This window comes from Sphaerospermopsis sp. FACHB-1094 (genome assembly GCF_014696195.1).
GTDB classification, from domain to species: Bacteria; Cyanobacteriota; Cyanobacteriia; order Cyanobacteriales; family Nostocaceae; genus Sphaerospermopsis; species Sphaerospermopsis kisseleviana.
Genome location: NZ_JACJPT010000217.1, coordinates 1 through 2,604, shown reverse-complemented (window position 1 = coordinate 2,604; position 2,604 = coordinate 1). Strand labels below are relative to the sequence as shown.

3 protein-coding genes and 1 pseudogene are annotated in these 2,604 nt (G+C 36.8%); all 4 read left to right on the top strand.

Annotated features, from left to right (window positions below; genetic code table 11):
• Nucleotides 1-300, top strand: a pseudogene (locus H6F47_RS27165) (potassium-transporting ATPase subunit B); the annotation flags it as partial.
• Between the two features lie 133 nt (nt 301-433).
• A complete protein-coding gene (kdpC, locus tag H6F47_RS27160; protein WP_190651842.1) occupies nt 434-1,033 on the top strand; it encodes a K(+)-transporting ATPase subunit C in 600 nt (199 codons plus the stop codon).
• 21 nt (nt 1,034-1,054) lie between these two features.
• On the top strand, nt 1,055-2,134 hold the full coding sequence (locus H6F47_RS27155) for a universal stress protein (protein WP_190347616.1): 1,080 nt from the start codon (nt 1,055-1,057) through the stop codon (nt 2,132-2,134).
• A gap of 137 nt (nt 2,135-2,271) precedes the next feature.
• Nucleotides 2,272-2,604 (top strand): anhydro-N-acetylmuramic acid kinase (locus H6F47_RS27150; protein ID WP_190651844.1); only part of this gene is annotated, 333 nt, incomplete at its 3' end.

Here is a 2,604-nt window from a genome sequence, read left to right as displayed (position 1 = left end):
AATGACATTGCTAAATATTTTGCCATTATACCAGTAATTTTTGCATCTGCTAATTTACAAGGCTTGAATATTATGAAGTTAACCAGTGTGAATTCGGCTGTATTATCGGCACTGATTTATAATGCTTTGATTATTCCGATTTTGATTCCTTTAGCATTGAAGGGTGTCAAATTTCGGCCTTTAACAGCCAATCAACTTCTGCAACGCAATATTTTTATTTATGGCTTAGGTGGTGTAATTGCTCCATTTATTGCTATTAAATTCATAGATATGCTAATTACAGTTGCAGGTTTAGCTTAATCGGGGACTGGTGACTGGTGATTGGTGACTGGCGACTGGGTAATCAATTTTATTTTTTCCAACTACCAATTACCAACTACCAAGTACCAAGTTCAAAATCCCAAATCTAAAATCTAAAATCTAAGATCCAATTATGGTGTTTATTCGAGAAACTATCCGCGCTATGCGGATGATTTTATTACTTTGGTTGTTAACAGCAATTATTTATCCTGTAGCAATATTAGGCGTTGGTCAGTTCGCCTTCCCTTCTTCAGCTAATGGCAGCATTGTCTTAAATATAAACGCTGAACCAATAGGTTCCTCTTTACTTGGTCAAATTTTCACATCAGATAAATATTTTCAGAGTCGTCCCAGTGCTGTGAGATATAGCCAAGGTAGAATAGCTAGACCAACTGGTATCTCAGGGGGTAGTAATCTTGCTCCTAGTAATTCAGAACTAACTAAGAGAATTATTGAAGAAGCAACTCAGTTTCAAGATGAAAATATACAACCTGCGGCTGATTTAATTTACTCTTCTGGTTCTGGTTTAGATCCTCATATTTCTTTGAAGGCAACACGTCAGCAGTTAGCCAGAGTTGCACAAGCACGGGGTATTAAAGAAGATGAAATTATCCCTTTAATTAATAAGTATACTGATGGCAGATTTTTAGGTATTTTTGGTGAACCAGGAGTTAATGTTTTGCGTTTAAATTATGCTCTAGATTTGCAAGAAATTAACCGTCAGCAAAATTAATAATCAATTGACACTGATTCTATGTATTTCCAAGGACGAGGAAAACACAAAATCTTTATTGGCATGGCTCCAGGGGTAGGTAAAACCTATCGAATGTTGGAAGAGGGACACGCACTCAAACAGGAAGGTATTGATGTTGTTATCGGACTGTTAGAAACTCATGGTAGAAAAGAAACGGCAGAAAAAGCTGAAGGTTTAGAAATCATACCGCCAAAATTATGGTCTCTTGGTGATTTAATGTTACCAGAAATAGATACTCAGGCAATTATTAACCGTTGTCCTCAATTAGTATTAGTCGATGAACTTGCCCATACTAATGTTCCTGGTTCACCACAAGAAAAACGTTATGAAGATGTGGAAGTTGTTTTGGCAGCAGGTATTGATGTCTACTCAACTATGAATGTTCAACACCTGGAAAGTCTTAATGATATAGTAGCAAGAATTACGGGTGTAGTTGTGCGTGAGCGAGTCCCCGATAAACTTTTAGAAGTGGCGGATGAGGTAGTTGTTGTAGATGTAACACCAGAAACTTTGGAAGAAAGGTTATTAGAAGGCAAAATATATGCCCATGATCAAATTAAATCAGCTTTAGATAACTTTTTTCAAAGACGTAATTTAATCGCTTTACGAGAATTAGCTTTACGGGAAGTTGCTGATAGTGTAGAAGAAGATGCCATTGCTTGTATACAGAAAAGTCAAAGTTTTAGTGTTCACGAAAGAGTTTTAGTTTGTGTATCTACTTACCCTAATTCTGTACAACTTTTACGTCGGGGCGCAAGATTAGCTGGTTATATAAATGCTCCTTTGTATGTTTTATTTGTGGCTAATCCTGATCATTTTCTAACTAAAGAAGAAAGCCTACACGTTGATATTTGTGAAAATTTATGTAAAGAATTTAATGGAATTTTTATTCGGGTAAGTAATAGTAATATTGCTAAGGCAATTGTAGAAGTCGCAGAAAAATATGGTATTACTCAGATAGTTATTGGTGCGAGTAGGCGTTCTCGTTGGGAAATTCTGCTGAAAGGTTCTTTAATTCAAAAATTGGTGGGTTTGCTAAAAAATATTGATTTACATATTATTGCCACTGGGAAAAATTAGAAATTTAAAAGTCAGGTGTCAGGAGTCAGAATATTTGTTAAATCAGGAATTAACAGATTCACGATTGTATAAATGGTTTTCATCAAGGTAACATTTAAGTTAAACTACCTTTGAAAATCACACCAGAATCTCTGTCAATGCACCCGACTCGTGTTATAGGTTTAATGAGTGGCACATCTGTGGATGGGATAGATGCTGCCTTGGTAGAAATTGTTGGTACAGATTTGGATCTGAAAGTTGAATTATTAGCCGGGAAAACCTATCCTTACCCTGCTGCACTACGAGAAAAAATATTGGCGATCTGTGGTGGTGCGCCTATCTCAATGGCAGAACTGGCAGCCATAGATGATGCGATCGCTCTTGTTTTTGCCCAAGCAGCCCAAAATATTCAAGTCGGTTATCCCCCTGCCACCCTTATCGGTTCTCACGGTCAAACTGTTTACCATCGACCTCCAGGATTTTCTATTTCA

What these genes read in the sequence shown, in the direction of transcription:
- kdpC (WP_190651842.1), top strand. Translation starts at nt 434, where the DNA reads ATGGTGTTTATTCGAGAAACTATCCGCGCTATGCGGATGATTTTATTA.
- H6F47_RS27155 (WP_190347616.1), top strand. Translation starts at nt 1,055, where the DNA reads ATGTATTTCCAAGGACGAGGAAAACACAAAATCTTTATTGGCATGGCT.